This is a genomic window from Paenibacillus sp. HWE-109, assembly GCF_022163125.1.
Classification (GTDB): Bacteria; Bacillota; Bacilli; order Paenibacillales; family NBRC-103111; genus Paenibacillus_E.
In genome coordinates this window covers 7394959-7421839 of sequence record NZ_CP091881.1, presented here as the reverse complement: position 1 = coordinate 7421839, position 26881 = coordinate 7394959, and the positions used below count along the sequence as shown (strand labels likewise).

The 26881-nt window shown below is 48.2% G+C and carries 28 protein-coding genes; 1 reads left to right on the top strand and 27 read right to left on the bottom strand.

The window, feature by feature from the left end; all coding sequences use genetic code 11:
• Nucleotides 1-47: 47 nt before the first annotated feature.
• The 14 genes from murA to LOZ80_RS31820 all read right to left on the bottom strand — a co-directional run bounded on the left by murA (nt 48) and on the right by LOZ80_RS31820 (nt 14834).
• A complete protein-coding gene (gene murA / locus LOZ80_RS31885; RefSeq protein ID WP_238173174.1) occupies nt 48-1367 on the bottom strand; it encodes a UDP-N-acetylglucosamine 1-carboxyvinyltransferase in 1320 nt (439 codons plus the stop codon).
• A gap of 197 nt (nt 1368-1564) precedes the next feature.
• Nucleotides 1565-1825 carry a DUF1146 family protein gene (locus tag LOZ80_RS31880; protein WP_229757977.1) on the bottom strand — a complete coding sequence of 87 codons (261 nt, stop codon included), beginning with the start codon at nt 1823-1825 and terminating at the stop codon, nt 1565-1567.
• Nucleotides 1826-1845: 20 nt separating this feature from the next.
• On the bottom strand, nt 1846-4374 hold the full coding sequence (locus LOZ80_RS31875) for a S8 family peptidase (RefSeq protein ID WP_238168336.1): 2529 nt from the start codon (nt 4372-4374) through the stop codon (nt 1846-1848).
• Nucleotides 4375-4567: 193 nt separating this feature from the next.
• A complete protein-coding gene (locus tag LOZ80_RS31870) occupies nt 4568-6082 on the bottom strand; it encodes an NADH-quinone oxidoreductase subunit N (protein ID WP_238168335.1) in 1515 nt (504 codons plus the stop codon).
• A 4-nt stretch (nt 6083-6086) separates the two neighbouring features.
• Nucleotides 6087-7712 carry a complex I subunit 4 family protein gene (locus LOZ80_RS31865; RefSeq protein WP_238168334.1) on the bottom strand — a complete coding sequence of 542 codons (1626 nt, stop codon included), beginning with the start codon at nt 7710-7712 and terminating at the stop codon, nt 6087-6089.
• On the bottom strand, nt 7702-9630 hold the full coding sequence (gene nuoL, locus LOZ80_RS31860) for an NADH-quinone oxidoreductase subunit L (protein ID WP_189020024.1): 1929 nt from the start codon (nt 9628-9630) through the stop codon (nt 7702-7704). Before nuoL ends, LOZ80_RS31865 begins: the two co-directional genes overlap by 11 nt.
• A 15-nt stretch (nt 9631-9645) precedes the next feature.
• On the bottom strand, nt 9646-9957 hold the full coding sequence (gene nuoK, locus LOZ80_RS31855) for an NADH-quinone oxidoreductase subunit NuoK (protein WP_189020026.1): 312 nt from the start codon (nt 9955-9957) through the stop codon (nt 9646-9648).
• A gap of 2 nt (nt 9958-9959) precedes the next feature.
• Nucleotides 9960-10487: an NADH-quinone oxidoreductase subunit J gene (locus LOZ80_RS31850; RefSeq protein ID WP_238168333.1), complete on the bottom strand. Its 528-nt coding sequence runs from the start codon at nt 10485-10487 to the stop codon at nt 9960-9962.
• On the bottom strand, nt 10480-10932 hold the full coding sequence (gene nuoI, locus LOZ80_RS31845; RefSeq protein ID WP_238168332.1) for an NADH-quinone oxidoreductase subunit NuoI: 453 nt from the start codon (nt 10930-10932) through the stop codon (nt 10480-10482). The genes LOZ80_RS31850 and nuoI overlap by 8 nt, the downstream gene beginning before the upstream one ends.
• A gap of 14 nt (nt 10933-10946) precedes the next feature.
• Nucleotides 10947-11954, bottom strand: coding sequence for an NADH-quinone oxidoreductase subunit NuoH (gene nuoH, locus LOZ80_RS31840; protein WP_238168331.1), 1008 nt, complete (start codon nt 11952-11954; stop codon nt 10947-10949).
• Nucleotides 11954-13054, bottom strand: coding sequence for an NADH-quinone oxidoreductase subunit D (locus tag LOZ80_RS31835; RefSeq protein ID WP_238168330.1), 1101 nt, complete (start codon nt 13052-13054; stop codon nt 11954-11956). Before LOZ80_RS31835 ends, nuoH begins: the two co-directional genes overlap by 1 nt.
• Before the next feature lie 3 nt (nt 13055-13057).
• Nucleotides 13058-13969, bottom strand: coding sequence for an NADH-quinone oxidoreductase subunit C (locus LOZ80_RS31830; RefSeq protein ID WP_238168329.1), 912 nt, complete (start codon nt 13967-13969; stop codon nt 13058-13060).
• A complete protein-coding gene (locus tag LOZ80_RS31825) occupies nt 13966-14484 on the bottom strand; it encodes a NuoB/complex I 20 kDa subunit family protein (protein WP_189020038.1) in 519 nt (172 codons plus the stop codon). Before LOZ80_RS31825 ends, LOZ80_RS31830 begins: the two co-directional genes overlap by 4 nt.
• Nucleotides 14469-14834, bottom strand: coding sequence for an NADH-quinone oxidoreductase subunit A (locus tag LOZ80_RS31820; protein WP_283214806.1), 366 nt, complete (start codon nt 14832-14834; stop codon nt 14469-14471). Before LOZ80_RS31820 ends, LOZ80_RS31825 begins: the two co-directional genes overlap by 16 nt.
• A 284-nt stretch (nt 14835-15118) precedes the next feature.
• On the opposite strand from LOZ80_RS31820, the gene LOZ80_RS31815 reads away from it, so the two are divergent.
• Entirely contained in the window at nt 15119-15421 is a 303-nt protein-coding gene (locus tag LOZ80_RS31815) for a hypothetical protein (protein ID WP_238168328.1), read from the top strand.
• Nucleotides 15422-15803: 382 nt separating this feature from the next.
• Here the strand turns inward: LOZ80_RS31815 and LOZ80_RS31810 are convergent, their stop codons facing one another.
• The 13 genes from LOZ80_RS31810 to upp all read right to left on the bottom strand — a co-directional run bounded on the left by LOZ80_RS31810 (nt 15804) and on the right by upp (nt 26822).
• On the bottom strand, nt 15804-17288 hold the full coding sequence (locus LOZ80_RS31810) for an IS1182 family transposase (protein ID WP_238166762.1): 1485 nt from the start codon (nt 17286-17288) through the stop codon (nt 15804-15806).
• Nucleotides 17289-17468: 180 nt separating this feature from the next.
• Entirely contained in the window at nt 17469-17873 is a 405-nt protein-coding gene (locus tag LOZ80_RS31805) for a F0F1 ATP synthase subunit epsilon (protein WP_238168327.1), read from the bottom strand.
• A 76-nt stretch (nt 17874-17949) separates the two neighbouring features.
• A complete protein-coding gene (gene atpD, locus LOZ80_RS31800; protein ID WP_065854487.1) occupies nt 17950-19347 on the bottom strand; it encodes a F0F1 ATP synthase subunit beta in 1398 nt (465 codons plus the stop codon).
• A gap of 45 nt (nt 19348-19392) precedes the next feature.
• Nucleotides 19393-20250, bottom strand: a complete 858-nt coding sequence (gene atpG / locus LOZ80_RS31795) for an ATP synthase F1 subunit gamma (protein ID WP_079416986.1) — start codon at nt 20248-20250, stop codon at nt 19393-19395.
• Between the two features lie 127 nt (nt 20251-20377).
• Nucleotides 20378-21892, bottom strand: coding sequence for a F0F1 ATP synthase subunit alpha (atpA, locus tag LOZ80_RS31790; protein WP_079416984.1), 1515 nt, complete (start codon nt 21890-21892; stop codon nt 20378-20380).
• Nucleotides 21893-21924: 32 nt separating this feature from the next.
• On the bottom strand, nt 21925-22458 hold the full coding sequence (locus LOZ80_RS31785) for a F0F1 ATP synthase subunit delta (protein ID WP_173226298.1): 534 nt from the start codon (nt 22456-22458) through the stop codon (nt 21925-21927).
• A complete protein-coding gene (atpF, locus tag LOZ80_RS31780) occupies nt 22455-22940 on the bottom strand; it encodes a F0F1 ATP synthase subunit B (protein WP_238168326.1) in 486 nt (161 codons plus the stop codon). Before atpF ends, LOZ80_RS31785 begins: the two co-directional genes overlap by 4 nt.
• Before the next feature lie 78 nt (nt 22941-23018).
• Entirely contained in the window at nt 23019-23246 is a 228-nt protein-coding gene (atpE, locus tag LOZ80_RS31775; RefSeq protein WP_167055274.1) for a F0F1 ATP synthase subunit C, read from the bottom strand.
• A 75-nt stretch (nt 23247-23321) separates the two neighbouring features.
• The gene (gene atpB / locus LOZ80_RS31770; RefSeq protein WP_238168325.1) at nt 23322-24020 is read right to left on the bottom strand and encodes a F0F1 ATP synthase subunit A; all 699 of its coding nucleotides are present in this window, start codon (nt 24018-24020) and stop codon (nt 23322-23324) included.
• Nucleotides 24021-24053: 33 nt separating this feature from the next.
• Nucleotides 24054-24434 carry an ATP synthase subunit I gene (locus LOZ80_RS31765; protein WP_238168324.1) on the bottom strand — a complete coding sequence of 127 codons (381 nt, stop codon included), beginning with the start codon at nt 24432-24434 and terminating at the stop codon, nt 24054-24056.
• On the bottom strand, nt 24434-24655 hold the full coding sequence (locus tag LOZ80_RS31760; RefSeq protein ID WP_189020052.1) for an AtpZ/AtpI family protein: 222 nt from the start codon (nt 24653-24655) through the stop codon (nt 24434-24436). The genes LOZ80_RS31765 and LOZ80_RS31760 overlap by 1 nt, the downstream gene beginning before the upstream one ends.
• A gap of 223 nt (nt 24656-24878) precedes the next feature.
• Nucleotides 24879-26015, bottom strand: coding sequence for a non-hydrolyzing UDP-N-acetylglucosamine 2-epimerase (wecB, locus tag LOZ80_RS31755; protein ID WP_238168323.1), 1137 nt, complete (start codon nt 26013-26015; stop codon nt 24879-24881).
• Nucleotides 26016-26192: 177 nt separating this feature from the next.
• Entirely contained in the window at nt 26193-26822 is a 630-nt protein-coding gene (upp, locus tag LOZ80_RS31750) for a uracil phosphoribosyltransferase (RefSeq protein ID WP_189020056.1), read from the bottom strand.
• Nucleotides 26823-26881 lie beyond the last annotated feature (59 nt).

Genomic DNA, 26881 nt, shown 5'->3' with positions numbered 1-26881 from the left:
CCAAAAAAACCGCCGGAGCTCCTGCCCCGACGGTCAATCTATTCAGCCTACGCTAAGGTCGGCTGGATGTTGAAAAAGCCCAGCTCCGCGGCTTCCTGTTCGACTTCCTGCGGCACCGATCTATGAATATCGGCGCCAAGCTCGCGCAGTACGTCCGTAATATCCACGTATCCGCGATCGATATGGTGAACGCCTGTAATCTCGGTTTCACCTTCCGCCGCCAGTGCGGCCAGAATCAGCGCTGCGCCTGCGCGCAGGTCTGTTGCGCAGACCTTGGCACCCTGCAGCTTCGCGTTGCCGCTAACGATGGCCGTCCGGCCATCGACCTTAATGTGAGCGTTCATGTTCGCGAATTCCTCCACGTGCATGAAACGGTTCTCAAACACCGTCTCGGTGACTAGGCTCGTGCCATCCGCCACCATGAGCAATGCCATCATCTGCGACTGCATATCCGTAGGAAAGCCTGGATACGGCAGTGTCTTCACATCCACCGCGCGCAGTGGTCCTGAAGCACAAACGCGGATACCGTTCTCATCCTCATCAATGATAACGCCCATTTCCTGCATTTTGGAAATAACCGGTCGAAGATGATCTCCGATCGCGCCCTCCATATACAGCTCACTGCCTGTAATAGCTGCCGCGATCATATACGTACCCGCTTCCACCCGATCCGGTATAACCGTATGTACGACACCACGAAGCTTCTCGACGCCTTCTATTCGAATGACACCCGTACCTGCACCGCGAATGGTTGCACCCATGGCATTCAAATAGTTGGCCAAATCGACAATCTCCGGCTCTTTCGCTGCATTTTCAATGACGGTGGTGCCTTCAGCCAGCGTAGCCGCCATCATAATATTCTCGGTTGCGCCAACACTGGCTACATCCAAATAAATTTTGGCACCCTTCAGGCGCCCTTTTACTTTAGCTTCGATATAGCCTTGACCCAGTTCAATATCGGCACCCATCGCTTCAAAGCCTTTGAGATGCTGATCAATTGGCCTTGTGCCAATCGCGCAGCCGCCTGGCAGCGAAATTCTCGCTTGACCCAGTCGGGCTAACAAAGGACCCATCACGAGGAAAGAGGCTCTCATTTTACGGACTAGATCATAAGAGGCTTCGCATGTGCTGATGGTCTGCGCACGAACACGAATAACCTGACGGTCATATTCCACTTCAATACCTAAACTCTGTAAAACTTTATTAATGACTAGTACATCGTCAAGGGGAGGCGCATCATGGATGACGCTTTCACCTTCCGACCCCAGAATGGAAGCTGCAATAATCGGCAGAACCGCATTCTTTGCTCCGTTGATTTTCACATTGCCAGCTAACTTTCGGCCACCGCGGACGATAATTTTGCTCATCATGGTCCCTCCGCGCACTTATTTTAAATTACAAGGCTTTGCACATTTCCTAAGTTTATCATTTCAACCCATACAGTTACAACTGTGTTCTTTTGGTATTCGGAAACACCCTCATAGAGTTCGAAGAGGATCTCATTTTTCGATCCGTTCTATTACCATTGTTGACAACAAATTAATTCATTATTCGATAAATCGAATTAAAACATCTTTCCGAAGCCCATGGAGAGACCTAAATACTGAATGAAAAAACTCGCTACCAAATGTCCAAGCCCAATAGCCAGCAAAATTTGAAGCATGATCGCCTGCGCGGCCTTGGGCCTCTTGAGCAGGACGTCAAATCGGAACGCCTGCAAGGCCCACCAAGCTATACCAATGCAGAGTATATAGACGCCAATATCGACCATATTCATCATCGAAGCATATTTTGACGCTTCATTCCACTTGTCTGTTTCTCCCATAGGCCACTCCTTCTCATCAATTAACGATTCATTACTTTGGCCAACATTGTAACGAATTCCGCACGTGTTGCTTGTTCATCGGGGTGGAATGTACCGTCTTCATAACCAGCGATCCAGCCATCCGACGACATTTGTTTCAGAATACCAACACCCCAGTACGAATCATCCACATCGGTAAAAGGAGAGTTCCCCCGTCGCTTCCCGGTCATATTCATGCTGCTTGCGAGCATCTGCGTCATCTCCATCCTCGTGAGGGTACGATCAGGTCCGAATGTGCCATTCGGATACCCGCTGACAATGCCGGCTTGCACTGCCTTAGCAACGAATTCATAGGCCCAGTGCGAAGTATTCATATCGCTAAAAATAAGCTCTTTGCGCTTCGACAATTTTAACGCTCGCGTCAATACCGTCGCTGCTTCTGCGCGTGTAATGGGCTGATTGGGAGCAAATCGATAGTTCCCGTACCCACTAATGACGCCTTGTTCCGTTAACTGGCTGATCGCTGCCTGCGCCCAATGCCCTTCGATATCGGCAAATCCGCTAACAAGTGTGTAGCTGCTTATTTTCAACCGATACATTTGACTCATAAACCATTGATTGGCTTGAAGCTTTATATAATAAGTACCCGCATCCAGCGTCTTCTCGATGAATAATTGATCAGAACCCGCTTCATTTCGATAGAAGCTTTGTTCCTTCAGAGAACTATCATACAACGTCGCATACATGATGCGTGAGGTTGGTATGTTCGTCAGGCGCACTTGGGCTAACCCGCTCTTCGCCATCCGGAATTCGAACCAATCGACATCGTCATTCGTATGCAGCAAGCCCTCATACACAGAATTCATCGCTGCAAAGGTCGCTTGATACGATTTATCGTTCGGCTCATTCGGATCAATCAGCTTAGGCGTATATTCAATTTCCAGTGTGTACTCACCGGTAATCGGCTCTGAATAGTCCTTCATATTACTGACGCGAATATAGTACTGCCCTGGAAACACATCCATGAGAGGACTGACTTCAAGAGCGCCATCTCCACCCTGATCAATCGAAATAGCCTTCTCGCCTTCCTTCTGAATGAGGAGCATCGGATCAATTCGCCCTGTATCAACGGAAAGCTTAACGCGCATCGTACCCGAATGGTCCAAATTCAAAACGAACCAGTCGAGGTCATCTTTTTTATCAAAAGTGCCACGGATCGTTTGGCTGCGCCCAGGCAGTGAAAAAGCTTTGTACTGTTTATCATTATCTTCAAAAGGGTCTTTATAAATAACAAAATCAGTGACCAGCGAATATGGAATCGCTGTTGTTCGTGTGCGATCCACGGACTGGAGCTGCACATAAGTAAGTCCCTTGGTCACAGCAATTTTAAAAGGCTGATTGGCATCGCTGCTGTTGGCAGCAGTAAACGTTTCACCGGAATCAAACTTCACTCGGATGCCTGAACTGTCTGAGGTGTGAAGCCACAACTCAATAAATCCATCATAAGCGGCGTCAATCGCGAACCAATCATCATCTTGGGCCGAAGCAATGGAAGCTTTGACGGCTGTATGAATGGGCAGCTTGGCTGCCTGACTCTTCTGGTTATTAGGCTCAAAACGATCTTCATTGTACGGCTGCGTCAGCGCCAAATCCACCTGCAGCAAACCATAGCCTGTGGTCGGGTCCCAGCCGGCTGTGTCCAAATCTTCGGCCGTCTGCTCCAGTTGCGAGCGAACTTGATACGCGGTCATGCCCGGATATTTACCCCATACCAGAGCAGCCGCTGCGGCTACTTGGGGAGCGGACATCGAGCTTCCGTCTTGATACTGATAGCCGCCTCCGAGCGCTGTTGTATAGACATCCCATGGAGCAACTAAATCAAGCTCAGGCCCAAAATTGGAACGCTGATCCGCCTTCTTACTAGACGTGACTCCCCCAACAGCCAATACAGAGGGGTAGGCCGCAGGGTATTTCACGCTTGTGCCTTCATTGCCTACAGCTGCAACCAACAGAACATTACGGTCCTCCGCATACTGCACAATTCCCTGCATATAGTCGGAGTATTTATTGAGCCCCAGTGACAGAACAACAATACGTGCTCCGTGATCAACAGCGTATTTAATCCCTTCGCCGAGCTTTGCTTCGCCGCCTGTGCCATCAGCTTCCAAAGCTTTAATCGGCATAATCTTGGCATTCGGCGCGATGCCGGCAATTCCTTTATCGTTATTGATTGAAGCCGCAATAATTCCAGCTACATTCGTTCCATGTCCATTATCATCATATGGCTTCTTAGATGGCTGAAGCAAATTCGCGCCTTCCACCAAATTGCCCACTAAATCAGGATGTGTGAGATCAACACCTGTATCTACTACAGCCACTACGATCGGTGTTCGTGAGTCCCCTGCTGCAGCCCATGCTTGATCGATATGTATCATATCCAGATAGGTTTGTTTCACCCTCATCGGATCGGTCGACACAGGGTATGCCGCTTCTACGTTAGTAACCATTCCTGTGAGTTCCAGGGCGAGTATCGTCAGGACGATGAGCCACAGATGCCGCATTAATTTCATGTAATCACAAGTCCTTTATCGCTTAATGGTTTTTACCTTCTCTATCTATACCACATTACCCGCCTTCTCGATACATATAACGGTTTTTCGTCGCAAAAAGTTCAGATTTTTGGAAATATTTTTTCTATGTATATATTGGAAAGCGCAAAAAAACCGTTCCCCCTAACTGAGGGAAACGGTTTATACCAATCATTTAGATCTTCATAATGAAATCCTTCGTGAGCGAGAAGATATCTTCAATTCCCTTCAACACGATGTGGGGAACGAAGCCTAGCGCAACGCCAATCAGCGCACATAACCAGACGGTTATTCCGAGCGGAATGGATACTTTTACTTCAGCCGGCTCGTAGTCGCTGCGCATGAACATTTGGCGCACGATACCGAAATAGTAGTAAAAGGAGACGACGCTGGTCGCGATCATCAGAGCGCCGAGCCAGTATTGCTGGGTCTGCATAGTTCCCAAGATGATATAGAGCTTCCCGAAGAATCCGCCCGAGACGGGGATACCTGCTAAAGAAAGCACGATCAGTACCATGGCAAAAGCAGTTAACGGAGCTCTGTAGTACAAGCCGCCGAAACCTTTGGATTCGGTATGGCCCTCGGCCTGCTCCATGATCATCAGTACGGCAAATGCGCCAATGTTCATAAACAAATACGCGATCAAATAGAAGATAAATTCAGAAAAGTTCGCGTAATGCGTACCTGAGAAATACGTTGCAATCGGAACAAGCAAGTATCCGGCATTAGCGATTCCTGAGTAGGCAAGCAACCTTTTCATATTCGTTTGCTTCAAGGCAATGAAGTTACCGGCTACCATCGCGATAGCGGCCATCACCGATAGGGCAAGGAATACATCCGATTGAATATGACTTCCTTCAAAATTGCTAAATCCGAACAGTACATAGAAGACTCGGAACAAGATGGCAAAACCGGCAGCCTTGGAAACGACAGCCAAGAAAGCTGCCACTGGCGTCGGTGCCCCTTGATAAACATCCGGTGCCCAGCTGTGGAACGGGGCCGCTGCAATCTTGAAGCCGAACCCAGCCAGCAGCATGAAGAATGCTACATACAGCAGCGGCTCGTATGAAGCCACCAGCGTGGGAAGAGCAGCGCCAATTTGCGTCAAATTGCTGGATCCCACCATTCCATAGAGGAAAGACATGCCATACAAAATAATGGCCGAGGAAATCCCTCCCATGACGAGGTACTTAAAAGCTCCTTCGTTGGACTGCGTGTCTTTCTTCTTCATCGCTACGAGCAAATACGAAGTAATACTTAACAGCTCCAGACCTACATAAAGGGTGATCAGGTCTCCGGAGGACGACATAATCATTGCACCCAATGCCGCAGGCAGGTAGAAGTAATAATACTCCCCAACATGCGGAATCGCATCCTCTTTCACGAAGCCAAGGCTCATGAGGACAATCAATCCCGTCCCTGTTAAGGTAAATAATTTCAGCAGATTGGAGAAATCATCTACCCGATAGCTTTGATTCAGCAGTTCAAACGGTTCAGCTGGATTTAATTGAAGAATGACGAATACGGCAGAAACCGCTATGCCAACCAAGGTTAACCAGCCAATAATGGAGCGATTTACTTTGTTCGGCAGGATTAAATCCAAGAGAGATAGGATGATCGCGGTAGCAACCAGAGAAAGCTCAGGGAGCAGATGCACTAAATCGTTGGCATGAAGTCGAAGCTGTTCCACTGGTCTAACCCCCTATCTTCCCGGCTACGCTTTGGATCAGTTGATCAAAGCTGCCTATCGTTTGCTGGAGCGGCTGGCTCAGCACGCTTGGATATACCCCGAGCAAGAGGATGAACGCTACCAGAGCAATCATTGGCACCGCCTCGATTAACCGGGCATCGCGCATGCCTTGCAGCTGCAAGTTCGGCTGTTTCGGCCCGAACGTAATGTTCAAGACCCCGCGCAGCACATACACCGCGGTGAAAATGATCCCCAGTGTACCGATAATGGCGTACACGCGGTGCGTTTCGAAGAGTCCGAGAAACGCGAGGAACTCACTGATGAAGCCGGATAAGCCCGGCAATCCGAGCGAGGCCATGCCCGCAATCAACAGGATGCCGCTGATGAAAGGCAGGTTGCTGGCGAGACCGCCCAAGCGATCAAGCTCCGTGGTTTCCGTACGCTCGTAGATGCTGCCTACGAGCAGGAACATCAAGGCCGAAATCAGGCCGTGAGAGATCAGTTGGAAGACGGCGCCCTGCAAGCCGGATACATTGAATGCGGCAAGACCGAGCAGGACGATGCCCATATGGCTGATACTCGAGTAGGCCAATACGAGTTTGAAGTCCTTCTGAACCATCGCGAGAATGGCTCCGTACACGATGTTAATAACGCCAAGGAGCGCGAGCATCCAGGCCCATTGTTTGGCCTCTGCCGGGAAGAACATAATCCCGAATCGGATAAGGCCGTACGCGCCCATTTTGAGCAAAATGCCCGAGTGAATCATAACAACAGAAGGCGGAGCCTCTGTATGTACTTTGAGCATCCACGTATGGAACGGGAAGATCGGCAGTTTGATGCCAAAGGCGACCAGCAGCATGATGAATACGGTCCACTTCATCGTCTGACTCAGGAAGAATGGCGTGCCTTCTTGATTGACATAGGCAGCAGGGTCCTGCAGCAGATTGCGGGCAATGTTATGAATATCGCCGCTGTAGTAAATGATGCCTTCTGTCTGTGTAGGCATTTGATTGAATCCAGCTGTGCTGACGAGAATGAGGAAAGCTATCAGCATGATGGCTGAACCTAATCCGTTGTACAGGAGGAAGCGATTCGCGGCCTGTTCCCGATTCATGTAACCCCATATTCCGATTAAGAAGAACATCGGCACCAGTGTCACTTCGAAGAAGAGGAAGAACAAGAACAGATCTTGTGACATGAATACGCCGAACATACCTGTTTCAAGCAGCAGGAAAAGAATATAGAACGTTTTCCAACGTTTTTTGATATACACCGAAGCCAGTGCCGCCATGGTGGAGACAAAAGCTGTCAGAAAGACAAGCGGCAGCGAGATCCCATCAACCGCCAGTGAATATTTGAACTCGAAGAAATAGGAAGTAATTTGCTCACTTAACCCCTCATGGTTGAGCGGAACTTTGATCCAGCTGAGCTGTTCTTTGTACTGCAGGGGGTCTCCTTGATAATTGTAATCAACGTACAGCCATGCCGCCAGGATCAATGGGATCAAGGTAGTGACAATACCGATCGTTTTAATCAAGCGGCCCCGGTCGCCACGAATGAAGAGCAGGACCAGAACACCCAGCAAGGGAGAAAAGGCAATCAAGCTTAAGATAGGTAGACTAGCCAGCATGGATGAACCTCCTTCCTGCAATGGCGAGTGCCAGAATCAGCATTCCCAAAATCATGATGACCCCGTAGGTCTGCAATTGACCATTTTGGAGGCGGGAGCCGAGACGACCCAGACTTACCACAGTAAAGGCGACTAAACGCACGATACCATCAATGATGTAAACATCAATCAATTCAAGAATCCATCCTAAACCGCGAAGCGGCTTAACGAGGATACCCTGATAGATCTCATCAATAAAATATTTGCGATTGAGCAAGGTGTAAAGCCAAGGCAATCTACTGGAAACCACATCGCGCGGAATCGTGCGTTTCAGATAGATGAGGTAGCCAAGACCAATCCCTAACAGACCTGCCAGCGTGGATAAAATAATGACGGTCCAGTTCGCTTTCTCATCATGCGCCTGACCTGTCAGCCAGTGTCCGAGCCATTCGTTGAACGGCGTGTTCACGAAGCCTGCTACTACAGCCAGCACCGCCAGAATGATCAGCGGAGTCGTCATCGATGCTGGAGATTCGTGCGGCTCATGCGCGGCATGCGCTTCGTGTCCATGATCGTCGTGCTCATCGGCAACTTTGGCTTTCCCTCTTGGGGAGCCAAGGAAGACGAGGAAGAACAGACGCGACATGTAGAACGCTGTGAAGAAGGCTGCAATAACACCAACCCAGAACAGAAGTTGATTATGCTCGTAAGCCTCGGTTAAAATCATATCTTTCGACCAGAACCCGGCGAACGGGAAAATTCCCGAAAGGGCTAACGTTCCGATAGCGAACGTCCATGTCGTGATTTTCATTTTGCGGGATAATCCGCCCATTTCGTTAATGTCCTGCGTATGTACGGCGTGAATGACGCTGCCTGCCCCCAAGAACAGCAGTGCTTTGAAGAAGGCATGCGTGAAGAGATGGAACATACCGGATGTGTACGAGACCCCGATGCCCAGCGCCATCATCATGTAGCCCAGTTGACTCACCGTGGAGTAGGCAAGAATCCGTTTGATATCATTCTGCGCAATCCCGATCGTCGCAGCGAAGATTGCGGTGAAGCCACCCACATAAGCAACGACCATCAAAGCATCCGGAGAGGCATGGAAAATATCGAAGGTACGGGCTACGAGGTAAACCCCTGCGGCAACCATCGTTGCTGCATGGATGAGCGCACTGATCGGAGTTGGCCCCTCCATCGCATCAGGCAACCAGGTGTGCAGCGGAAATTGACCGGATTTGCCCATTGCTCCGATGAAAATCATGATCGCAATCCATGTGATGATGGTCGGATCAATTTTGCCGGAAGTAAAGGCATTATGGATGGATGTGAAATCGAGCGCGTGCCCTGGCATGTACCAGAACAACAAAAGGATACCGATGAACAGGCCTACATCCCCGATCCGGGTCACGATGAAAGCCTTTTTCGCTGCAGCCTTCGCTTCCGGTTTGAAATACCAGAATCCTACGAGCAAGAAGGAGCAAACCCCAACAAGCTCCCAGAAAATATAGAGTTGCAACATATTTGCAGAAATAACAAGGCCTAGCATGGAGAAGGAGAACAAGGCGATGTATCCAAAAAATACGTGAATTCGCTCGTCGCCTTTCATATAGCCTTTGGAATAAATATTAACAAGCAGGGAAACCAATGTGACAATCACGAGCATCAAGGAGTTTAAATTGTTAACTTCAAACCCCATTTTCAGCGTGAAATCGCCTACTTGCAGCCACTGCAATTTATCCCACGTATAGTCCTCCACATTGCCGCCAACACGTTCGACGAATATCAAAACGGCAATGATAAATGAGGCTAGCATGGCGAAAATACTAATGTAAATGCCCAAATCCTTGAGTTGACGTCCCATAGCCGTAAGCGCTAGAAAAGCAATCAGCGGAAACAACGGAATGAGCCAGGCGTACTGTGAATAGTCCGATACCATATCCTTGTTAGCCTCCTAGCGCTTCATAGAATCCAAATCCGTTACATCTACTGTCCCTTTGTTGCGATAAATCGTAATCAGAATGGCAATCCCGACTGCTGCTTCAGCAGCTGCGATCGTAATGTTGAACAACGAGAAAATCTGACCTGTCAGCGCCGGGTGATCACCCAATTTGGAAAAGGCAATCAGATTCAAGTTCACGGCATTAAGCATCAGCTCGATGGAGAGCAGAACAATGACCCCGTTCTTTTTGGATAAAGCCCCGTACAAACCTATGCAGAACAGGATAGCAGCTAATGTGAGATAGGGCGTAATAATTGAACCCACGGCTAATCCTCCTCTCTTTTCGCAACTACGATGGCACCAATGAAAGCTACCGTCAGCAGCACGGACATAATTTCAAAAGGAATGACGTGCTCATTATAAAGCAGCTTCCCAATTTCTAGTGTGTTGTCCTTGCCAGCATCCAATGTGCCTGAAGAAACGAAGGTCGTTTTTTGGATCGCATAAAATAAGACTCCAAACAAGGAGATCGCGCCGATAATCGCTAAAGCTTCATGCCAAGGACGCCTTGGCTCCTCTTCAGCACCTCTGTGTTTAGTCATCATAATGCCGAAAATCATGAGAATGGAGATCGCGCCGGCATAGATTAATATTTGAACAAAAGCTACGAATTCCGCTTCCAAGATGATATATAGTCCCGCTAGACTAATGAACGTCAGGGCTACAGCAATAACCATATGCACAACCTTGGTAAAGGAAATCATGAAGATAGCTCCACCGATTGCCAGCAAAGCGAAGATGAAGAACGCCCAACTAGAACCGCTGGATAAGAAATCGCCTATTCCGTTAAACATCTTTCTTGGCCCCCCCTTTTGGCATGGCCGAGTTGTTCTCCTGGCGAATATTTTGCGTATTCTCACTTAACCACTGCATATTTTTGAACAAATCGTCGCGACTGTAGGAGCTCAGTTCAAAATTGTTCGTCATCACGATCGCTTCTGTCGGACAAACCTCCGTGCAGAGATCGCACAAAATACAGATTTCAAAATTGATATCATACGTATCGATAACCTTCCCCTTCTTCTCGGGGTCGGGATTCGCTTTCCCTGTTAGTGTAATACACTCCGTTGGGCAAACACGCGCACATTGATTGCAGACAATGCATTTCTCCGGATCAAAATGTTGAATACCGCGAAAACGGTCCGGCATTTTGATCGGAACGTCAGGGTATGCGTACGTGATCTTTTTTTGCGTCATGCTTTTGAACGTTACGCCTAAACCTTTCATTATGCCCTTCATTCGATTCCCTCCATTTACTTGGTAATGGTCATAATGATCGCCGTTATCAGCATATTAGCGAGTGCCAATGGCAACAAAACCTTCCAGCCGAATCCCATCAATTGATCGACTCGTACACGTGGCAGCGTAGCCCGCAACCAGAACAAGAAGAACACAATGAAGGAGAATTTCAGCAGAAACCAGATAATTCCCGGAATGAAATCAAGGAATGGGAACGGCGCATGCCATCCACCCAGAAAGATTAAGCTGGTCAGAGACGCAATAACGAAGACATAGACGTACTCGGATAGCATGAAAAAGGCAAAACGGAAACCGCTGTATTCCACGTGGTAACCGGCAACTAACTCGGACTCAGCTTCCGGCAAGTCAAAGGGAGTACGGTTCAACTCCGAAACACCGGCAATCGCAAAGATGATAAAGCCGAGAATCTGAGGAATGAAATTCCAGTGCCAGAAACCGCCTGTTTGATGATCAACAATCGTATGCAGATTCAAACTGCCCGTCATCATGATCACGCCAATAACAGAAATAACGAGCGGAACTTCGTAACTAATCATCTGCGCCGCGGACCGCATGCCGCCGAGCAGCGCATATTTATTATTGGAGGCCCAGCCGCCGAGAATGATACCAATCGTGGATATTCCGGTAAGAGCCACATAATAGAGCAGACCCACATTCAAATTCGCGTTAAACATCCGATCCGAGAACGGGATCGTTGCAATAATGGTGAACGAAGGAATGAAGGTAATAATTGGAGCCAGAATGAACAGCTCGCGCTCCGCCTTCTTAGGAATCGTGTCCTCTTTGATCAAAAGCTTGAACACGTCCGCGACACTTTGCAGGAGCCCAAACGGACCTGTACGGTTCGGTCCGATCCGCAACTGCATCCAGCCGATAACCTTGCGCTCGAAGTAGATCGCGTAAGTAACGAAGCCCAGAACGAGCATCAGCATGACGATGCCCCAGAAGAGGAAGACGAAGAAGTTCGTCCATGTCAGACTCTCTCCTAATAAATTGACCATTAGGCATCCACCTCCCCAACGACAATATCGATGCCGCCCAGAATCGTGATCAGGTTGGTCATCGTTTCACCCACGAGCAGCTTGGGCAATATTTGCAGATTCACGAAAGAGGGCCTGCGGAATTTCAGACGGAATGGCTCTTGCTTGCCGCGAGAAATAATATAGCAGCCGATTTCTCCGCGAGGAGACTCGATAGCCGAATAGATTTCCCCTTCTGGCGGGCGAATTACTCTAGGGACTTTCCCCATGGTCTCACCCTGCTCAGGGAACTGTTCCACTGCCTGCTCCAAAATACGCAGCGATTGCTTCACTTCTTCCATGCGCACCAAATAACGATCATAGCAATCACCGCCGCTGCGAACAGGCACATCGAACTGGAAGCGGCTGTACAGGCTGTACGGCTGCGTTTTGCGAATATCCCAGTCTATGCCGGTACATCGCAAGTTCGCGCCGCTAAGGCCATACGCAATGGCTGTATCCGCGTCATACTTGCCTACGCCCTTGATCCGTGAGAGGAAAATTTCATTTCCTGTTACAAGGGTGTGATATTCTTCTAATTTTCCGTACATATACGGAATGAATTTTCGAACCTTTTCGATCCAACCGTCCGGAGCATCCCATTTCACCCCGCCTACACGCATGTAGTTGTAAGTCAGACGGGCACCGCAAAGTTCGTTAAACAGATCAATAATAATCTCACGATCACGGAAAGCGTAAAGGAATGGACTCATGGCTCCAATGTCGAGCAGATAGGTTCCCCACCAAACCATGTGCGATGCAATACGCTGGAGCTCCATGACGATCAGGCGCAGGAACTCTGCGCGCTCCGGTACCTCAAGCTGCATCATTTTCTCTACAGCATTCACCAGCACATAGTTGGTGGTCATAGCCGAAACATAGTCCATGCGGTCTGTGTATGGAATGATTTGTGTGTAGCTGAGATTCTCTGCAAGCTTCTCAGTTCCTCTATGTAGATAGCCCATAACGGGTATAGCTTCTTTGATAACTTCTCCATCCAGCTTCACAATCACGCGGAATACCCCGTGCGTACTGGGATGCTGAGGACCAACATTTAACAGGAGTTCTTCTGTCCGTAACAAATGCTACACCTCCGGGTCGAGCGGTTCGTAATCTTTACGTAGCGGATGGCCGACCCAATCGTCAGGCATCATGATGCGTACTAAATTCGGATGGCCTGGGAAATCAATCCCAAACAGATCATATACTTCCCGCTCATTCCAATCTGCGGTAGGCCATACCGGCGCAACCGACGGAATGCTCGGCTGTTCGCGATCTGTCTTTACTTTCACACAGTATTCTTTCTTGTGTGTGAGGGAAAGCAGATGATACGCCACCTCTAGGTGCGTCTCTTGGTCAACGCCGGAGAGATTGCGCAAGTAATCGCAGCGCAGCTCTTCGTGATCCCTCAGCGTCAGCGCGGCCTGCAGCCAGCGTGAGCTGTGAATGACCACGTAAGGACGATGCGCGTCCCTTTCGTTGATGAAGGCATCGACGACGGCGTCTTCGCCAACGTCGGCTTTCAAGATCTCAACCAGCCGGTCCAGCAGCGGCTGGTTCGGCGAAGGCACTTTCGGCGCGTCAGGCTCCGCCGACTCGGTCTTCGCGCGCGCGCTAGCTCGCGCGGCGCGGGCTTCTGCGGCGGCCTGGGCTTTGGCCGCCTTCTCGTCATCTGCGGCCGCAGGCGCAGATGGATCTGCCGGCGCGGGCTCGCCCGTCGGCTCAGCGGCCGCGCGCGCAGCTAGCCGGGCAGCACGGGCGGCTGCGCGCTCAGCCGCAGCGTCGCTCTTCGCAGCGTCCGCCGCGACCGGCGTTTCGCTCGCAGCAGGCGCTTGCTTATCCGCCGCTTGCCCCTCGCTGCTCGCTGCCTCAGCAGCCTCAGTGGCAGGCTCACCTGTTGTTTCCGGCGCAGGCTCGCTTGTCTTTTTTACTTCCTCAGCAGGAGCCTGATCGACCGTCTGATCGACCTTTCCCTCCGGCTTCTTCTCTTCGCTCATCGGTTGGTCACCTGCTTCCCGGTCTTCGCTTCATAGCGAATTTTCTCCTGAAGCTTGTTAATTCCATAAATCAACGCAGCCGGATTCGGTGGGCAACCCGGAATGTACACATCAACGGGAACGATTTGATCGACACCTTTTACCACGGAATAGGACTTGATATAAGGCCCGCCGGCTGTCGCGCAAGAGCCCATGGCGATTACCCATTTCGGTTCCGGCATTTGTTCATAAAGACGGCGCAGCAAAGGAGCCATTTTCTTCGTAACGGTCCCCGCCACAATCATGACATCCGATTGCCTGGGAGACGTACGGAAGATGACTCCGAAACGATCCAAATCATAATGAGATCCACCCGTACCCATCATTTCGATCGCACAACAAGCCAATCCAAACGTTAATGGCCAAAGTGAATTACTGCGAGCCCAAGCTTTCACTTGCTCCAGTGTAGTCATAAATACATTGCGATTTAACTCTTCCCGTTCCTCGGGCGATATCGACTCTAGACTGAAGTCCATTGCAGCACCTTCTTCTTCCAAGCGTATATTAATCCTATGGCAAGCAAGGCTACAAAAATACACATTTCTACTAAGGCGAAAAGTCCGAGCTGATTAAAAGCGACAGCCCACGGATACAAAAATACGGTCTCCACATCAAAGATGACAAACATCAAAGCAAACAAATAATAGCGAATATTAAACCGGATTTGGCCCTCACCTACAGGCTCGTTTCCACTCTCATACGTCGTGTACTTCTCTTCGACGGGTTTACTCGGTCTTAACCATTTGCCTGCCGTCAGCGCCACTATGGGAAGGATAATCCCTAACCCAAGAAATACCGCTACGATTACATAGTTATTTGTGTACATCATTTGAATGTAACCGCCTCCATTCTTTTTTGCTTCACTTACACGTACTATTCCATTTGGAAATATTCACCTTAAACATTATATCAAAAAGCCTTTTGGGCGTCGATGGCTAATTCCAAACGTCACAATTCAGGCTTAGTGTGTATAATTCCCAAATCTCTCTAAATTACTCAAACCTCTGAGATAATTGATTAGTTAGTTGTTGAGATGGGTAATACTATGCAGTGGAAAATGGAGGCTTATCTCTATTCTCCCTGAATTTAAATGAGAGAGGATGATATCACATGAAAACAGCTACTGATCTACATCGCACCAATGAAAAAGTGGAGGAAACAGGGAACTACATTTGCGCTGCCGGCAAAGCTCTTCAACTATCACACGGGGATGTATTTCCGTATTGTCCGGTTTCGGGCAATGAAACGACATGGCGGCATGCGAATCATCAGCATCAAACGGGCGACAAAGTAACGGAGGCAGGCCAGTATCAAGATGCAGACGGACAAACCATAGATCTACAAATTGGCGAGACATTCCCTTCCTGTCCAAAGACAGGACAACCTACGGCTTGGCATCACGCATCAAAATAGGTTTACTCCTTATGAGGATCTGATCTGGGCTGTTCGAAAGGTCGAAAGACCTTGCGGGCAGCCCTTTCTCTTTTGCAAGTAAGAGTCTCTAGAAGCTCCTATTGACACAAAAAGTAGCTATTTTCGAGGAATAGAAGCCCTTGGAGACTCCTATCAACAGCAAAACTAGCCAAAACCCCTCCACACTAAACAATTAAGAGTCCCCAGAAGCTCTAATCCGCACAAAAAGTGGCTATTTTCGAGGAATAGAAGCCTTTAGGAGTCTGTCCGACGAAAAGAATTAAAAGAGCACTCCATCGTGAAACTGAACGATGAGTGCTCTTTATGTGTAGCTTTGTAGCTTTTCCCTGTTCAATCTGGTTTTTCCGTAGCCTACTCCCTCTCATCCAGCCACTCTTTGTTTACGGGCAGACCTCTCCCGTTTGTACAAAGTGGCTGGTTTGGGATACTTCGCCGCATGCAATTTGCGGATGTTGTGGCTTAGAGAGAGCAGTATGAACTCCCCAGATACTTTATCCTCGCCCCGCAAATGGAATTGACGAAATCCTTGAACCTCCTTCAACTGCCCCCATATCGGTTCAACGATCGCCTTACGCATTCGGTAAACGGCTGTTCCCTCATCACTTTGCACTTTCGTTCGCATTTCCTCTCGCAGGGGATCATGCTCGCTACGTGTGATGGAACGCTTCCCTGTTTTACTTTTTACACACTCGTCTCGAAAAGGACATTCGCTACAGACGCTGCATTCATAAACCCAAGTCGTTGGCTTATCTGCATCATTCGCATGCACGGTTCGTTTCCGTGTAAGCTCTTTGCCAGCAGGGCAGAGATAATAATCTAGCTCAGGTACATAAGTGAAGTTGGTCTTGTCGTAGGCATTATTCTTTTTTTTGTTTTCGCGATCGGCAGCAATGTAGGCATCCACTTCAGCCTCCAGCGCCGCTGCAATGTTGGACGCACTAAAATACCCTGCATCAGCACTCAGCTTCTGAGGCCTATCTCCTGTCATTGTTTTCATGGAATGAAGCACGTTTTCAAACTGCTGTTGATCGGTTGTTTGGTTACTCATTTGAAGTCCAACGATGAAGCCATGATCGCTGTCTACGGCAATTTGTGGATTGTAGCCTTGAATGACACCTTGGTTCCGTGTGCTCATGATGCGAGAGTCGGCATCGGTAAAATTAAATTGATCGCTCTGAGGAGATTCGGCCTGTTCCGCTGGCCGCTGTTCTTCCAAATTCTCCAGCGCAGATTTTATTTGCGCGATGCGGGCATAGCGTTCCTCCAACGATAGGGAAGGACTCGTCGGATGGGGTTCCTCCAACATTTCCTCGGTAGCAGAATACTCCAATGCTTGCCGGACTTCGTCTTCCAATTGAACGAGGCGTTTTTGCATACGCTCACGTGACATCGATTTATGTTTAGAGGCGCTTGCCTTTATTTTAGAACCGTCAATGCTCACATGCCCGAGCGAGATATAGCCCAGTTCCATAGCGATTTGTATGACTTGTTTGAATAAACCTGGAAGGGTATCCAGGTGGTTCTTCCGAAAGTCACTCAGCGTACGAAAATCTGGCAGGTATCCGCCACATAACCAGCGAAAAGGAATGCTTTCTTTCGTAGCTATTTGAAGTTTCCTAGACGTGAAGACGCCTGTCGCATACCCATAGAACCACAGTTTGAGCAGCATGGCAGGATGATAGGCTTCTTCTCCACGCTTGGAGTATTTGTTAGTAATGGCAGATAGGTCTAACTGCTCGACGATGTCGCTGACAAGTCTAACTTCATGATCATCTGTTACCCACTCGCTTAAATAGATAGGTAGAAGTTCACCTTGCTCTGTGGTATATGCTTTGAATTTAGCCATGCCTACGACACATCCTTTTACAGTCTTACTACTACTTATTCGGAATTGTTTGACTAATTCCTGTTTCGTCGGACAGACTCTTAGAGACTCTTATCGTCAGCAAAAACTGCCGCGCTCCAAAGAACTGAAACAAAAAAAGCGAAGGAACCAAAGTCCCCCCGCTTTTCATCAAACATCTATTTATTTCCCGGACACACTGATACGGTTCACTGCTCTTTGCAAAGCAGCTTCCGCACGTTTGAAGTCAACGTTATCTTGCTTCGTTTCAGCAAGGCGTTTCTCCGCACGCTCTTTCGCAGCTTTCGCGCGATCGATATCAATTTGTTCTGGTAGCTCGGCGCTTTCCGCCAATATAACCACCTTATCCTTGCGCACTTCCATGAAACCGCCGTTAACCGCGATGATTTCGTCTTTAGAGCCCTGTTTCTTCACAGTAATCGGCGCAATTTTCAATGGAGTGACCAGTGGAATGTGATTCGGCAGAATTCCAAGCTCCCCTTCGACACCCTTCACGCTAATCATGTTCACTTGTTCAGCGTACACTTTGCGCTCCGGGGTAACAATTTCCAGTAGGAATGTACTCACTTGGATTCTCCTCCCTTAGAGTTTTGCTAGGCAAAACTGGCTTCGTAAGCATTACTGTGTTGGCATGAAGCCAAACTTACAGTGTTTTTGCTTTCTCGATAGCGTCCTCGATCGTTCCCACGTTGTGGAAAGCCACTTCAGGAAGGTTGTCGTGCTTACCTTCAAGGATTTCTTTGAAGCTGCGCACAGTTTCTTTCAATGGTACATACAGACCTGGGAAACCGTTGAACGGCTCAGCAACGTGAAGCGGCTGAGACAAGAACAGACGGAGACGACGCGCACGGTGTACAGTCAATTTGTCCTCATCGGACAACTCATCCATACCCAAGATCGCGATAATATCCAGAAGCTCTTTATAACGTTGAAGAATTTGTTTAACGCCTTGTGCTGTTCTATAGTGATCTTCGCCAAGTGTTTCTGGCGTCAAGATACGGGAAGAAGAAGCAAGTGGATCTACCGCAGGGAAAATACCTGCTGCTGCAATACTACGCTCCAAGTTCGTTGTTGCATCCAAGTGAGCGAAAGCCGTTGCTGGAGCCGGATCCGTGTAGTCATCGGCAGGAACGTAAATCGCTTGAATGGAAGTAACGGAACCTTTTTTCGTGGACGTAATACGCTCTTGCAGTTGACCCATCTCTGTTGCCAGAGTCGGTTGGTAACCTACTGCTGATGGCATACGACCCAGCAATGCGGAAACCTCAGAACCTGCTTGTGTAAAGCGGAAGATGTTATCGATGAAAAGAAGAACGTCTTTACCTTCTTCATCACGGAAATACTCAGCCATTGTCAAACCGGACAAAGCTACGCGAAGACGCGCGCCTGGAGGCTCGTTCATTTGACCGAATACCATCGCTGTTTTTGCGATAACGCCGGAGTCTTTCATCTCGTGGTAAAGGTCATTACCTTCACGAGTACGCTCACCAACGCCTGCGAATACGGAGATACCGCCATGCTCTTGTGCAATGTTGTGAATCAACTCTTGCATGGTTACGGTTTTACCTACACCCGCGCCGCCGAAGAGACCGATTTTACCACCCTTAACATAAGGAGCCATGAGGTCAATAACTTTGATTCCTGTTTCAAGAATCTCTGCTTTGGTCGACAAGTTGTCGAAAGCTGGAGCTTCTTTGTGAATGCCGCTTGTTAATGTACGGTCAACTTCTTCGATTCCATCGATTGGATCTCCCAATACGTTAAACACGCGACCTAGTGTTGCTGCTCCAACTGGTACAGTAATTGCAGCTTTTGTATCTGTAGCTACTGCTCCACGCACAAGTCCGTCAGTTGAGGACATTGCGATACAACGAACCAGGTTGTCACCAAGGTGAACAGCTGCTTCGACTGTCATTGTGGATAGTACGCCATTATCATTTTTTTCAATCTTGATGGCATTCAAGATTTCAGGGAGTTGTCCGCGTTCGAACTCAATGTCGACGACTGGCCCTGTAATTGTTACAACGCGCCCTTTGCTCATGGTTTCCCTCCTAAGAAAAGCTTTGCCTCCGTAGAAGCTTTATTGTTATGCGTTCGCGTTCGCCCCAGCAACGATTTCCGAAATTTCTTGGGTAATCGAAGCTTGACGCGCACGGTTGTAAGCTAATGTGTAACCGCTGATCATCTTCGTTGCATTCTTCGTAGCGGAATTCATCGCAGTCATTCTCGCACCGAACTCACTTGCTTTACCTTCCAATACTGCACTGTAAATAAGCGTTTCAGCATATTTAGGCAGCAATACTTCCAGTACGCCTTCTGGTGATGGCTCATACTCATAACTAGCAGCAGCCGCGCCAGTAACTTCTTCCATAGGAAGCAGGCGGATCATCGTTGGAATTTGGGTGATCGCATTTTTGAATTGGTTATATACCAAGAACAACTGGTCATACGTTCCGTTTTCGAAGTTTTTTACTGCTGCTGAAGCGACAGACTTGATATCCGCGAATTTCGGTGAATCCGGAACACCTGTTACTTCTTCTACAACTGGCATGTTGCGTTTGTGGAAGTAGTTACTGCCTTTGCGTCCGATTACGAAAATCGAATATTCAGCTGTTGATTTATGGTTTTCACGAATCTCGGTCATGACCTTCCGCAACACGTTAGCGTTGTATCCTCCAGCCAATCCACGATCCGAGGTGATTACTAAATAGCCTGTCTTCTTCACTTCGCGTGTCTGTAACATCGGGTGTTTGATCCCTTTGCTTCCAGCTGCGATACTTTGAACGACTTCTTTCAACTTATCTGAGTAAGGACGCGCTGCTTCCGCAGAACGTTGCGCTCGTCTCAAATTCGCTGCAGAGACCATTTCCATCGCTCTCGTAATTTGTTTCGTGCTTTGTGTGGACTTGATTTGGCGCTTAATCTCGCGCATTCCTTTTGCCATACCTGCTCACCTCTCTTTTGAGGCTTAGAAAAGCCTTCATTCGAAGACCTGAATTCAGGCGATCAGCCTGCCCAGGATTAACATGGGAGGTAGAGCTTCACGTTAAGTGAAGCTCTGCCATCATGATTTATACAGAAGCTGCGAAGCTCTTTTTGAATTGAACGATAGCTTCTACTAGCGCTTTATCGTTATCCGGAGTGATGTCCTTCGTATCGCGAATGCTGTGTAGAATTTCTGGACGGTTCGATTCCAAGTAAGCCAAGAATTGACCTTCAAAACGTGTAACGTCTTGAACAGGAAGATCATCCACATGTCCTTTAACAACTGTGTAAAGGGAAGCAACTTGCTTCTCCAATGACATCGGTTGGTGGACACCTTGTTTCAAAATTTCAAGCGTACGAACACCACGGTCCAAACGCGATTGAGTAGCTTTATCCAAGTCAGATCCGAATGCAGCAAACGCAGCAAGCTCACGATATTGTGCCAAGTCAACACGAAGTGTACCGGCAACTTTTTTCATCGCTTTCGTTTGTGCGGAGCCCCCTACACGGGATACAGAGTTACCAACGTTAACCGCTGGACGTTGACCGGAGTAGAACAAGTCGGATTCTAAGAAGATTTGTCCGTCCGTAATCGAAATTACGTTCGTAGGAATGTATGCCGAGATATCGCCTGCTTGTGTTTCAATGAAAGGAAGTGCCGTCATGGAACCGCCACCTAGCTCATCATTCAATTTCGCAGCACGCTCTAGAAGACGGGAGTGCAAGTAGAAAACATCCCCTGGATAAGCTTCACGACCCGGTGGACGACGAAGCAAGAGGGACAACTCACGGTAAGCAGCCGCTTGTTTGGACAAGTCATCATAGACGATCAACACGTGCTCGCCTTTGTACATGAAGTACTCACCCATTGCGCAACCTGCGTATGGAGCCAACCAAAGCATTGGTGAAGGCTCGGAAGCAGAAGCTGTTACTACGATTGTGTAATCCAAAGCGCCAGCGTGACGAAGTGTTTCAACAACGCCTACAACCGTGGATTGTTTTTGACCAATTGCAACGTAGATACATTTAACGCCGTTGCCTTTTTGGTTGATGATCGCATCGATAGCGATCGCTGTTTTACCTGTTTGACGGTCACCGATGAGCAACTCACGTTGTCCACGGCCAACCGGTACCATCGCGTCAATCGCTTTGATCCCTGTTTGCATTGGCTCATGTACCGATTTACGGGCCATAACGCCTGGTGCTGGGGATTCGATTGGACGGAATCCAGTTGTTTCGATTGGTCCTCTGCCATCGACAGGTTGACCCAGTGGGTTAACTACACGGCCGAGAAGCGCGTCGCCTACTGGGATTTCCATGATGCGGCCCGTACGTTTTACTTGGTCGCCTTCACGGATATCTTTGTAAGGTCCGAGAATAACGATACCTACGTTGCTTTCTTCCAGGTTAAACGCGTAGCCCAGAACGCCACTTGGAAACTCAAGCAGCTCGCCTGCCATTACGCTTTCCAAGCCGTGAGCACGAGCGATACCATCACCAACTTGAATGACTGTACCTACATCAACCACTTGGATATCGGAATTATAGTTTGCAATCTGTTGTTTAATCAATGAGCTGATTTCTTCAGGTTTGATACTCAACGAACTTCACCCCTATTCTTACAGTGCTTGTGTTAAACTAACGCTTTGGCCAAACGATCCAACTTGCCTGCCAAGCTTCCATCATATAAACGATCACCGATGCGCACTTGAACGCCACCGAGCAATTTCGGCTCGACTTCATTCGAAACACGAATCGTTTTACCTGTTACTTTGCTAAAATGTGAAGCAATCTCAGCTTGCTGAGCATCCGTTAACGCAATAGCGGAGTAAACAACAGCACTCGCTTGTCCTAGTGCTTCATTGGCTACCTTAACGTAGTCGTTAAGTAAAGCTGAAAGAATCGATTGTCTTCCTTTATCAATCAAGACCAGCAGCGTGTTCCACACCGGTTCGGAAACTTTGCCTTCGAAAATCTGCTTCAGCAGGTCCGTTTTCGCGGAAGTCCCGATGTTCGGATGGTTCAGGAACTTCTGCAAGTCTGCATTGTCCCTAATCGCACTAGCTACAGATTTTAGCTCTTCTTCAACTTGGGAAATGATACCTTGTTCCTTCGCTACTTCGAACAGAGCTTTGGCATAACGCTTCGCTACGACGATGTCACTCATACGTTGCCTCCTACCTCTTTGAGGTAATGCTCAACCAGTTCTTCTTGTGACTTTTCATCGATTTGTTTCTCAATAATTTTGGATGCGATCAGAACGGACATCGCGCCAACTTGGCTGCGAAGAGCGGCAACCGCTTTGTTCTTCTCATTTTCGATATCTTTCAGTGCTTCGTCTTTCAGACGGTTAGCTTCTGCGCTAGCAGCATGAATAATATCATCAGCTTGTTTGGAACCCGTATGCTTCGCTTGCTCAATGATATCGTAAGCTTCCTTACGAGTTTGTTGCAGCGCTTGCTTTTGTTCCTCTAACAGTTGATCAGCTTGCTTGCGGCTCGCTTCAGCTGTTTGGATTTGATCTTTCACTAATTGTCTGCGTTTCTCCATCATTCCGAACAGAGGACCGAACGCAAATTTAGAAAGCAACAAATATAAAATTAAGAACGCGATAAGTTGAATCCAAAATGTGGACCATTCAATATGCAAGTAACGTCACTCCCTTCTGATAACATGGGCAAAACGAAGGCGTGGTGGCAACTATGGCCATCCCCGCCGAACGATTTATTAGCCTGCTTTTCCCATAAAGATGAACGCAAGAACCAATGCAACGACTGGCATTGCCTCTACTAGACCTACCCCGATAAACATTGTTGTTTGAAGCGTACCACGAAGTTCTGGTTGACGGGAAATACCTTCTAATGCACGACCTACGATCAAACCGTTACCAATACCTGCACCTAGTGCTCCTAAACCGAATACGATACCTGCTGCTACTAATGCTATTGCTCCCATTGATAAATCCTCCCTTAAATTCTTAAGTTTGTTTGTGTATAAGTGACTCGAGACTTCCCGAGGTAAGTCTTACTCTTAATGCTCTTCTTCGTGAATCAACGTTTGTGAGATGTAAACCATTGTTAGCATCGTGAATACGAAGGCTTGAATCGCACCTACGAACACACTGAAGCCCTGCCATACAAAGAGAGGTGCAATTCCAAACCAGCCTGCTCCGATGATGACAGATATCATAATTTCACCTGCGTAAATGTTACCGTAAAGACGGAAAGCGAGTGTAAGCGGCTTGGATACAACTTCAATTAAATGAAGGATCAACATTGCCCCTTTGAACTCAAAATAATGCGCGAAGTAATGTTTCGTATTGCGAGTAATCCCTAGATAGTGACTTAATACAATTACGATAACCGTAAGTGCTCCTGTAACGGCAATATCAGCTGTTGGTGATTTCCACCATGACACGTGATCTTCTGTCACAATCGAGAAAGGGAGACCAAGCATGTTGCCGATAAAGATATACATAATGAGCGTAAGACCTAGTGCGATAAAACCTTTACCGTGCTTCGATCCAATCGTGCTTCCGATAATGCCTTCTACAAACTCAATCGTCCATTCCATAAAGTTTTGCAATTTCGAAGGATTCGTTACGGATGCTCGGCTGGCCCCTGCGATTGCAAGGATAAGCACGATAAGTGTGGTAATTCCGATCATCATTAGTGCAGATGCGTCGAAATGAAACCCTAACCACTCAAATTCTGGTACCTTATGTTCCATGTTTTCCATTTTCACCCCTTTCATCGAATGGAATTACTTCTTAGACTTCCTAATAGAAAGAATACCCAGTACGAGTGTTGCCAATTGAGCAAAAAAGTATCCAGCGACCGTCGTAGTTAACGCGATATGTTCGGGATACCTTACGGCAACCAAGCCTGCGAAACCAGCGATTGCTGCTCTTGTCAGAAAACCCAGGGTCACCTTGCGCCCATTCTGCTCTATCGCAGCTGCTGCCAACTTGTTGATCTTCCAGGCCAGAAACCTTGCATTCACCATACTTGCCATGGATCCAAGCATAATGCCGGCAAAGTAAACCCGATAGTCGACAAAAAGCGCCCATGCAGCCAAACAAAAGGATAAAAAGAAAAGAAACACATTTTGAACCGTTTTCAGAGTGGCTGAAAAGTCATCCATTATAGCCCTCCGTACTGCTTTATCATGAAGTAAATGCTAATGATTCCGGTTACAAGCCCTAGCAAGAATCCACCTAACAACCAGAGCTGTCCCCCTAGTGTGTGACTCAACCACTCGCCGAAGAAATACCCGGCTGCCAAACAGACTACGAGGTCGATACCTATTGCACTAGTTAGGGCTACTGCCCGCCATGGATTATCATTGGGATTTGGCCGTTTCATCGCATCCTCCTGAGAGCTTTCCGCATGGGAAAACCCGCTTCGTAGACATCCTGCTACGAATCCTCATTCATTGTATCGAAGCCATGCAAGGTTTGTCAATTGACAGAACTTCATTTGTGACTTCTCACAAAACCCCTCAGAGCCTTGCGGCTCTAGGGTTTGCGAGTTTCCAAACCAAACAGTCGAACTGTACGCTGTAGCGTTTGTCATGATTTTGTCACGGTTAGAATGTTTCAGGCCGTTCAGAGGCCCTACCGAAGTGATGGAGAATCGCTTGCACGATACGTTCGGACGCTTTTCCATCCCCATAAGGATTGGCAGCTTGGCTCATTTGATTGTATAAGTCCGCATCGGTTAGAAGCGCACGAGCACGCTCGTAGACCTTCTCTTCGTCGGTTCCAACCAACTCCAGCGTCCCTGCTTGAATGCCTTCCGGACGCTCCGTTGTGTCACGCAGAACGAGAACGGGCACGCCAAAAGACGGCGCTTCCTCTTGAAGCCCACCCGAATCCGTCAGGATCATATGGGTATGCGGGTAGAAGTTATGAAACTCACTCGCATCGAAGGGTTCTACCAGCTTGATGCGCGGGTGATTCCCAAGAATCTCATGCGCAGGCTCTTTAACTGCCGGGCTCGGATGCACCGGATAAACAATCGCAATATCGTCGAACTCATCAGCGATTCGCTTCACAGCTCGGAAAATTTGGCGATGCGGCTCTCCTTGAGCTTCACGGCGATGCGCCGTCATCAAGATGAGCTTGCGTCCTGCCGCCCACTCGAGAACAGGGTGGTTGAATTTCTCTTTAACGGTGTATTTAAATACATCCGTTACCGTATTGCCCGTCACATAAATTTGCGACTCGGATTTATTTTCCTTACGCAGATTGTCTGCGGACTGCTGTGTAGGCGCAAAATGAAGATCCGCCAAAACGCCTGTTAGTTGACGGTTCATTTCCTCCGGATATGGCGACATTTTGTTCCACGTACGAAGCCCCGCTTCCACGTGTCCTACTTGGATTTGCTGCATGAACGCTGCATAGCTCGCTAGGAACGTAGTCAAAGTATCGCCGTGCACGAGAATCAGATCCGGCTTCGCCTCTTGAAACACTGGCTCAAGTCCTTGAAGCACACGCATTGTAATCTCATTCAACGTTTGGCGATCCTTCATCACATTGAGGTCAAAGTCAGGCGTGATTTTGAAAATTTCCAGCACCTGGTCCAGCATTTGACGATGCTGTGCGGTTACGCAGACTAGCGACTCAATATGTTCAGGGTGCTTCTCCAACTCCAAAATCAGCGGAGCCATTTTAATCGCTTCCGGTCTCGTGCCGAAGATCGTAATCACTTTAAGACGTTTCATCGGTTTTCTCTCCCCTTAGAGCTTTCCGTAGGAAAGCTTTCTTCGTAAGCATAGGCTGAGCTTTGCGTAGCAAAGCTTTCTTCGTAAGCATTAGCTGAGCTCTCCCTACGAAAGCTCACTCCGTAAGCTTTGACTGAGCTTTCTGCCAGAAAGTTCACTTCGTAAGCATTTTGCCAATTACTTCGTGCCGAACAGACGATCCCCAGCGTCTCCGAGCCCTGGTACGATATAGCCATGATCATTTAAATAGTCATCAACAGCTGCTACATAGATATCCACGTCAGGATGCTCTTGTTGAACGGCCTTGATTCCTTCCGGTGCGGCGATCAAGCACATCAGCTTCATTTGCGTACAACCTCTGCGCTTGAGCACTTCAATAGCCATATTGGCCGAACCGCCGGTCGCCAGCATGGGATCAATGACGATCAACTCACGTTCCAGCACATCCGTAGGCAGCTTCACATAATACTCGACAGGCTGAAGCGTGTCAGGATCACGGTAAAGGCCAACATGACCCACTTTGGCAGCAGGCATTAGCTTCAATACGCCATCAACCATACCTAGACCAGCTCGGAGAATCGGAATTAAACCCAGCATTCTTCCGGAAATAATTCGGCAATCTGCCGTTGTTACAGGCGTTTTCACTTGTACATGCTCAAGCGGCAGGTCTCTGGTAATTTCATAAACCATTAGAGTAGCAACTTCATCAACCAGTTCTCTAAAATCCTTCGTCTTCGTATTCTCATCCCGAATATAGGTAAGCTTATGCTGAATAAGCGGATGATCACAAATAAATAACTTCCCCATAATTTCCTCCTAAAAAAGCTTCATTTTCTATGTATTTTGCAAAAATTAGCGTCATTGTA

Bases quoted from the DNA above. Each gene is read 5' to 3' on its own strand.
- atpB (WP_238168325.1), bottom strand. From the start codon at position 24,020: ATGGAACATAAGGTACCAGAATTTGAGTGGTTAGGGTTTCATTTCGAC.
- LOZ80_RS31810 (WP_238166762.1), bottom strand. From the start codon at position 17,288: ATGGCTAAATTCAAAGCATATACCACAGAGCAAGGTGAACTTCTACCT.
- LOZ80_RS31765 (WP_238168324.1), bottom strand. From the start codon at position 24,434: ATGGATGACTTTTCAGCCACTCTGAAAACGGTTCAAAATGTGTTTCTT.
- LOZ80_RS31815 (WP_238168328.1), top strand. From the start codon at position 15,119: ATGAAAACAGCTACTGATCTACATCGCACCAATGAAAAAGTGGAGGAA.
- LOZ80_RS31760 (WP_189020052.1), bottom strand. From the start codon at position 24,655: ATGAAACGGCCAAATCCCAATGATAATCCATGGCGGGCAGTAGCCCTA.
- LOZ80_RS31880 (WP_229757977.1), bottom strand. From the start codon at position 1,825: ATGGGAGAAACAGACAAGTGGAATGAAGCGTCAAAATATGCTTCGATG.
- LOZ80_RS31785 (WP_173226298.1), bottom strand. From the start codon at position 22,458: ATGAGTGACATCGTCGTAGCGAAGCGTTATGCCAAAGCTCTGTTCGAA.
- LOZ80_RS31850 (WP_238168333.1), bottom strand. From the start codon at position 10,487: ATGTTTAACGGAATAGGCGATTTCTTATCCAGCGGTTCTAGTTGGGCG.
- atpD (WP_065854487.1), bottom strand. From the start codon at position 19,347: ATGAGCAAAGGGCGCGTTGTAACAATTACAGGGCCAGTCGTCGACATT.
- atpG (WP_079416986.1), bottom strand. From the start codon at position 20,250: ATGGCAAAAGGAATGCGCGAGATTAAGCGCCAAATCAAGTCCACACAA.
- LOZ80_RS31865 (WP_238168334.1), bottom strand. From the start codon at position 7,712: ATGCTGGCTAGTCTACCTATCTTAAGCTTGATTGCCTTTTCTCCCTTG.
- nuoI (WP_238168332.1), bottom strand. From the start codon at position 10,932: ATGAAGGGCATAATGAAAGGTTTAGGCGTAACGTTCAAAAGCATGACG.
- nuoL (WP_189020024.1), bottom strand. From the start codon at position 9,630: ATGGTATCGGACTATTCACAGTACGCCTGGCTCATTCCGTTGTTTCCG.
- wecB (WP_238168323.1), bottom strand. From the start codon at position 26,015: ATGAAACGTCTTAAAGTGATTACGATCTTCGGCACGAGACCGGAAGCG.
- LOZ80_RS31875 (WP_238168336.1), bottom strand. From the start codon at position 4,374: ATGAAATTAATGCGGCATCTGTGGCTCATCGTCCTGACGATACTCGCC.
- upp (WP_189020056.1), bottom strand. From the start codon at position 26,822: ATGGGGAAGTTATTTATTTGTGATCATCCGCTTATTCAGCATAAGCTT.
- murA (WP_238173174.1), bottom strand. From the start codon at position 1,367: ATGAGCAAAATTATCGTCCGCGGTGGCCGAAAGTTAGCTGGCAATGTG.
- LOZ80_RS31820 (WP_283214806.1), bottom strand. From the start codon at position 14,834: ATGTACACAAATAACTATGTAATCGTAGCGGTATTTCTTGGGTTAGGG.
- nuoH (WP_238168331.1), bottom strand. From the start codon at position 11,954: ATGGTCAATTTATTAGGAGAGAGTCTGACATGGACGAACTTCTTCGTC.
- atpE (WP_167055274.1), bottom strand. From the start codon at position 23,246: ATGGGAGCAATAGCATTAGTAGCAGCAGGTATCGTATTCGGTTTAGGA.
- LOZ80_RS31825 (WP_189020038.1), bottom strand. From the start codon at position 14,484: ATGGACTTCAGTCTAGAGTCGATATCGCCCGAGGAACGGGAAGAGTTA.
- LOZ80_RS31830 (WP_238168329.1), bottom strand. From the start codon at position 13,969: ATGAGCGAAGAGAAGAAGCCGGAGGGAAAGGTCGATCAGACGGTCGAT.